Genomic DNA, 6771 nt, shown 5'->3' on the forward strand with positions numbered 1-6771 from the left:
GTAAAACAATAGCAACTACTACACTCAAAAACCCAAGAAAAAAACTCAAAAACATTAATGCCTTTTCCATTTTCTTCCCCTTTCTTTTTATTATACTCCTCTTTTATTCAATTTGGCAAGTTTTTTATATTTCCTCATTTTTTCTCCTATTTTACCACCTAAATAAGTCATTTAACTGAAATAAAAGAGTATTGCAATATTAGATATTATAAATGAATATATGTTTTCATAAGGAGAACTTAACAAAATAAAAAAAGCAAATAAAAAATTCTCTCTTTGTTAAAGGAATAAAATATCTTATAATAAACCCACTTATCAAACCACCAGAAATCATTGAAAAAAACTCAAAATAATATTAAAGAAAAAACGCGATACTAAACTTGGAAAAATAAAATTTAAAATGTCGTCAATATGAGAGATTGTAGCTCTATAAATTTTTCTTAAAATTTCTATCTTCACAAAAATTATATTTATTGCTGTTATTAAAAACGGGCCTATTAAAAATCCAAATATACTTAAAGATAATATTTTTATAAATTTTTTAATTTTTTGAACAAAATCACCGGAGATGATATTCAAAATTTCCTCCTGCAATACATAATGGTAAAGCATTATCACAAGACTCTTCACAATCGTCGCGCATTTTACCAACAAAATTATTCCGGCAATACTCATAATAACACCGAGCCCTGCAAGAATGACAGTAAAAATAATTGAATATTTGCTCAAAAGTAGGACCAAACCAATGAACACAGGGTGAAGGAGGTGGACAGTCATAAGAAAAAGAAGGTTGGGTACCTTCACTATCGTAATATATTATTGGGTTATTCCTTACATACTCATACAAATTCAAACCACCTTCCTCACCTATTAAATCTCTACTTACAAACCTACCTACCTCACTTTCATACCACCTCTGACCTAATAAATACAAACCTATATCTCCTTCCTTATAATAACCCTCTCTTCCTACATACTCATACGGCTGACTGATTGAACCTGAACTACTTAATAAATTACCAAAGGCATCATAAACATACTCTTGAATAATTGCTCCTGTCTCATCTGTCATAAATCTTACACTTCCAAGCCGGTCATAATCTTTCTTAATCATCCTGGCATTTTCTCAAGTACTTTGTTTATTAATTCTCTTGTCTTTTCTCCTTCTGATTTTATTAGTGTGCCTAAAAGTCTCAATGTATCATCCATCTTCTCCATTTTCGCATCCATCCTCTCAAGCATTTCTCTGTGGGCTATATCCATTCTCTCCATTCTTTCATCCATCCTCTCTATCATCTTTTGTGTCTCACTTATTAAACTTTTTGCTCTCTCATCTTCTGTCCTTACTAATTTATTCGTATTATAACTTAAAACAAAAGCCATAACTACACTCAAAAACCCAAGAAAAAAACTCAAAAACATTAATGCCTTTTCCATTTTCTTCCCCTTTTCTTTTATTATACTCCTCTTTTATTCTTTTTGACAATTGCTCTATTATTTTTTATTTCACTACCTAAATAAGTCATTAAAATTTTATATCACATTGAGTTCTGTTGTAAATCGGTTTCAGGGGTTATTTTATTAGATAGATATTTTTTAATTGCTTCAAGATGTTCTGAATATGTTTTTGAAAAATAATTTGTTCCATCTCCTTTTGAAAGAAAAAACATATAATCTGTATTTATTGGATTTAAAGCAGCAATCAAAGAATCCTTTCCAGGATTACATATAGGAGTAGGTGGAAGCCCTTTATAAATATAGGTGTTATAAGGTGATTTTATTTTAAGGTCTGATTTTGTTAACCTCTTTTTTTTATATCCGAGAGCATATTCAACAGTTGAACAACTTTCAATCGGTATATTTTTTTTGAGTCGTTTATATATAATTCCCGCAATTATTTTTCTTTCTGAACTTAAACCTGCTTCTTTCTCAACTATTGAAGCGACAGTCACAATTTCTTTTACTTTTTTCCAGTTTTTTTCATGTATTTCTTCATCATAAATCTGCTCAAAAACATTTTTAAAATTTTTCCACATTTTTATACATATACTTTCAATTGAAATATTATAAGGAAAATAATAAGTATCGGGGAAAAGAAAACCCTCAAAATTATTATTTTTAGCATACTCTATAAATTCATTTTTATCTTTTATAAGATGTGATTTTTCAAGTATTTCTCCGATATCATAAATATTTGAACCTTCAGGAACTGTAATCTTAACAAGTGCAATTTCTCCCTTTACAAGTTTTTCAATAACCCTTTTTAAGGGTGTTCTTCCTGAAAACTCATATATTCCAGATTTTAATTTTTTCTGAACATTATATTTATTTGTCCAGTATAAAAACCATTTAGTACTTTTAATAATTCCTTCCTCTTTCAAAATTTTAGCAACTTCATAAGCATTTTTATTTTCCGGTATTTCAACAAGTTTTGTTACTGGAACTAAAGGAGGTAGTGTTATAATTTTTATTAAAAAAAATCCAGTTATTATAATAATGAATATTAAAAGAAGGGTTCTATTTTTTTTATCCATTTTTCATCAGAATTTCCCTCAATAATTCAAATCCTTTATAAACCGCTCGTTCTCTTATAGTTTGTCTGTCTCCTGAAAAAATAAAGTTTCTTGCAAAAACACTTTTTTTATATGCAACACCAATCCATACAAGCCCAACTGGTTTTTCTAAAGTCCCTCCGGTTGGTCCAGCAATCCCAGTAAAACTTAAAGAAATATCTGCTTTTCCATATTTTTTAGCATTTTTTGCCATATATATTGCGACCTGTTCACTTACTGCTCCATATTTCCTTAAAATTGTTTTTGGTACTTTTAAAATTTTTTTCTTTAAAATGTTACTGTAAGTTATAAATCCACCCATAAAATATTCAGAACTACCGGGTATATCTGTAATCAATTTGCATGCAAGACCGCCTGAACATGATTCTGCAATAGCAAGTTTTAATTTTTTTTCTTTTAATAAATTTCCGATTAACTCTGGAATAGAAGGAAGATTAACTCCAAGAAAATTAACACCAAACCTTTCTTTTATAATATTTTCAACTTTTTCAAATTTTTTTCCCTCTTTTTTTGATAATATTAAAACAAGTTCTATTAAATTTGGACGAGCCAGAATTGTTAAATTTTCTTTCATTTCATTTATTAAATCACTTAATTTTGTTTCAACTTCTGATTCTGGAACTCCAATAATAGAATAAATTTTTGAAACTACTTCTTCTTTCTTAAATTTTTCTTCAATTAATTTAACAGTTTTTTCAAGCATTGGTTTAAGTTCATTTGGAGGTCCCGGTAATATCAAAATCAACTTATTATTTTTTTCAATTAACATTCCAGGTGCAGTTCCATTTTCGTTTTCAATTATTTGACTACCTTCAATTATATATGCCTGTCTTTTATTTATTTCTGGTGGTGTAATATTTCTTCTTTTAAATTTTTCTTCTATATTTTTCCAGATTTTCTCATCAAAAATAAGTTTTCTATTTAATGCTTCTGCTATTGCCTCCCTTGTTAAATCATCAAAAGTTGGTCCAAGTCCTCCTGTGATTATTATAAGGTCTGATTCCTCAAAAGAATTTAGAAATGTTTTTTTTATTTCCTCTTTATTATCACCAACAACTGTACATCTTGATATTTTAAACCCTGACTGCAACAAAATTCTTGAAATTAAATTTATATTTGTATTTACTCTATCAAAAAGTAATTCAGAGCCAATATTTATAACCTCAACTCTCATTTTTATAGATTTTCTTTCTTAATTATTGACTGGTCAAAAAGATTATAAATTTTAACAGACTTTTCACTTAAGTCAATCATTGCGGAGGTGGGTATTTTTTCCTTTGGGATAGAAGGACTTCCTGGATTTAAAATTATAATATTTTCTATTTTTTCAAGTGAAGGTATATGAGTATGTCCTGAAATTAAAAAATTAACCTTCCATTTTTTTCCAAGTTCTGTCCATTCTTCTTTTCTAAAAATATGTCCATGTGATACAATAAATCTCAAATTATTTATTTGATAAAAAAGAAAAGGACTTGCCATTGGAATGTTTAAAAATGTCTGGTCAACTTCTGAATCGCAGTTTCCTTTTGATATTAAAAGTGGAATTTTTAAACTGTTAAATATATTCAATAATTCCTTTGGAGAATACTTTTCAGGAACTGGATTTCCTGGTCCATGGTTAAAGAGGTCTCCACAATGAATTATAATATCAGAATCTTTTAAAATTTCCCATCCTTTTTCCCAACCACCCAAACTACCGTGAGTATCACTTATAATTCCTATTTTCATATTTTTTATTTTAGATTTATTTTAGGTTCTGTTGAAACACGACCATCTGGATAAATAATTGAATATCTTCCTGTATGGGGAGGTGGAATATCTTTACTTACTGCTGTCATTTCAGTTAAAAGCCATGTTGAAGAGGATAAATCTTCTAACCTTCTTCCGTTTACATTATCATTCCATATATAATTTGTTCCATATTTATTAAGTTCATCAGGTAATGAAGGACAGAATAATACCTTACCTTTTATATTATAAGATTTTAAAATATTATGGATTCCTTTTTGATCATTAATTGAAGATGGGAAAAATTTTGCATCAGGTAATCTATCATTGTCCTGCTGGAACATAACAAGTGCCTGATATATCTGTTTTAAATTGTTTAAACAATCAGTTGCTTTACCTCTCTGTATTGCTGCGGTATATACACTCAAAGAAAGAGATGTTACAATTCCTGCTACAAAAGTTACTTCTACCAATGTGAACCCTTTTTTTCTCATATTTTTATTTTAACTTTAAATTAAGTGGATGTCAAATGCAAGTTGTTTTTTGACATAAAAACGTAGGTGAAGTAAACTTTTAAAAATGATTTATAGAGTAACAGAAATTTTCTATTCATTACAGGGAGAGGGATTGTTACAGGGTTTACCTTTTATTTTTCTGAGATTTTCCGGATGTAATCTGAAATGTTTTTTCTGTGATACAAAATATGCATGGAAAAAAGGAAAGAAAATGACTGAAGGAGAAATCTTAAAAGAAATAGAAAAATTTGAATGTAAAAGGGTCTGTTTTACAGGTGGAGAACCATTTTTACAGGAAATTGAGTGTATTTTAAAAATATTGAAAGAAAAAAAATACTGGATATCAGTTGAAACAAATGGAACAATCTGGAAAGACATAAAATTTGACTGGATTACTGTAAGTCCTAAAATTGAAGGGATGAAATTTCATAAGTGTGGTTATGATGAAAGATTTAGAGATACAGGTGATGAATTTAAATATGTGATAGTTGATGAAAAAACTTTTGATTTTATTGATGAAAAAATAAAAAAACCTGTAATTTTACAACCTGTGAATAATGACCCTGTAATTTCAGAAAAAATAGTTGAATTTTTAAAAAGCAAACAGAAAGATAACTGGTATTTAAGATTACAAATACATAAAATACTAAAAATAAAATGAAAAAAGCAATATGTCTTGTTTCAGGTGGAATTGATAGTTTTGTTACAGCAGCAATTGCAAAAAAAATGGGATATAAAGTTTACTGTCTGACAGTGGATTATGGACAGAAGGCAAGGAAAGAAATAGAAGCATCAAAAAAAGTTGCAGAATTTTTAAAGGCAGAAGAACATAAAATTTTAAAAATTGACCTGTCTTTTTTGAAATCGGCTTTAACAAGAAATGAAATAAAAATACCTGAAAAAAAAACAAAAGATATTCCACCTACCTATGTTCCAGCAAGAAATACAATATTTATATCTCTTGCTCTTGGTTATGCTGAAAATGTTGGAGCAGATGCAATATTTATAGGTGTTAACTCAGTTGATTTTTCAGGTTATCCTGATTGCAGACCCATTTATATAAAAAGATTTCAGAAACTGATAGATGTAGCAACAAAAAGAACACTTGAAGGGAAAAAAATAAAACTTATTACCCCAATAATAAATTTTTCTAAAAAACAAATAATTAAAAAAGCAATTTCTCTTGGTCTTGATTTATCAATAACATGGTCATGCTATAAAAATGAAGAAAAACCCTGTGGAAAATGTCCAAGTTGTAGAATTAGAGAAAAGGCGCTTTCTGAATTGTTTTCAGAAAAAACTAAGAAAAAACACTGAAGAAATGTAAAAAGAAATCATCAGGTTTAACATTAAAAGCGACATTAATATTCCCTTTTTCATCTTCAATAAAACCTGTTATTCCAAATTTTTCCTTATTTTCTATATTAACATTTACCTTTCCTTTTTTAAATTCACATATATCCTTTTTAAATAAAACAGTTGCTGCAAGTGGGTCATGAAAAGTTATTGTATCCCTTCCTCTGAACCATATTTCAGCAAAATTTAAAACTTCTTTTAACAAACTTTTTTTTGAAAATTTCTCAATGACCTCATTTTTTTTCATTATAACTTTTGTGGTAACATCAAGACCACAAACATAAACATTCTTTATATTACTTGAAAAAACTATATGTGCAGCAATAGGGTCACAGATTATATTCCATTCTCCCTTTTTTTCTCCAAAAAACATTCCTCCCATTATGTAGAGTCCTTTTAATAAATCAGGAATTTCAGGGTCAAAACTGAAAAGAATTCCTATATTTGTTAATGGTCCAATTGTAATTAAATTTATTTCACCTGGATTTTCCCTAATTGTTTTCCTTAAAAAATTTAACCAGGCAAACTTCTCACATGATTTTCTATATGAAATTTTTTCAAGATATTCAAATTGAGGGCATATTTTCTGTTTTTGTTCA

The 6771-nt window shown here is 28.3% G+C and carries 9 protein-coding genes; 2 read left to right on the forward strand and 7 right to left on the reverse strand.

What is annotated here, in order from left to right; all coding sequences use genetic code 11:
- Positions 1 to 559 precede the first annotated feature (559 nt).
- From PKV21_08205 to PKV21_08230, 6 genes are all read right to left on the reverse strand, one after another.
- Positions 560 to 1114 (reverse strand): RHS repeat-associated core domain-containing protein, encoded by a 555-nt coding sequence (locus PKV21_08205; protein ID HOM27471.1) that lies wholly within the window; start codon positions 1112 to 1114, stop codon positions 560 to 562.
- Positions 1111 to 1437 (reverse strand): hypothetical protein, encoded by a 327-nt coding sequence (locus PKV21_08210; protein HOM27472.1) that lies wholly within the window; start codon positions 1435 to 1437, stop codon positions 1111 to 1113. Before PKV21_08210 ends, PKV21_08205 begins: the two co-directional genes overlap by 4 nt.
- Before the next feature lie 101 nt (positions 1438 to 1538).
- The gene (mltG, locus tag PKV21_08215) at positions 1539 to 2534 is read right to left on the reverse strand and encodes an endolytic transglycosylase MltG (protein ID HOM27473.1); all 996 of its coding nucleotides are present in this window, start codon (positions 2532 to 2534) and stop codon (positions 1539 to 1541) included.
- On the reverse strand, positions 2527 to 3747 hold the full coding sequence (locus PKV21_08220; GenBank protein ID HOM27474.1) for a competence/damage-inducible protein A: 1221 nt from the start codon (positions 3745 to 3747) through the stop codon (positions 2527 to 2529). The genes mltG and PKV21_08220 overlap by 8 nt, the downstream gene beginning before the upstream one ends.
- 2 nt (positions 3748 to 3749) lie before the next feature.
- Positions 3750 to 4301, reverse strand: coding sequence for a phosphodiesterase (yfcE, locus tag PKV21_08225; GenBank protein ID HOM27475.1), 552 nt, complete (start codon positions 4299 to 4301; stop codon positions 3750 to 3752).
- A 5-nt stretch (positions 4302 to 4306) separates the two neighbouring features.
- A complete protein-coding gene (locus PKV21_08230; protein HOM27476.1) occupies positions 4307 to 4795 on the reverse strand; it encodes a type II secretion system protein in 489 nt (162 codons plus the stop codon).
- Positions 4796 to 4880: 85 nt separating this feature from the next.
- Between PKV21_08230 and PKV21_08235 the strand changes: the two genes are divergently transcribed.
- Together PKV21_08235 and queC are read left to right on the forward strand one after the other, a co-directional pair.
- Entirely contained in the window at positions 4881 to 5477 is a 597-nt protein-coding gene (locus tag PKV21_08235) for a 7-carboxy-7-deazaguanine synthase QueE (GenBank protein HOM27477.1), read from the forward strand.
- Positions 5474 to 6133 (forward strand): 7-cyano-7-deazaguanine synthase QueC, encoded by a 660-nt coding sequence (gene queC, locus PKV21_08240; protein ID HOM27478.1) that lies wholly within the window; start codon positions 5474 to 5476, stop codon positions 6131 to 6133. Before PKV21_08235 ends, queC begins: the two co-directional genes overlap by 4 nt.
- On the opposite strand, the gene PKV21_08245 is transcribed toward queC, so the two are convergent.
- On the reverse strand, positions 6117 to 6771 hold a 655-nt coding region (locus tag PKV21_08245; GenBank protein HOM27479.1), incomplete at its 5' end, for a nucleoside hydrolase. The two genes, queC and PKV21_08245, sit on opposite strands and share 17 nt — an antisense overlap.

Source organism: bacterium (genome assembly GCA_035371905.1).
GTDB lineage: Bacteria > Ratteibacteria > UBA8468 > B48-G9 > JAFGKM01 > JAMWDI01.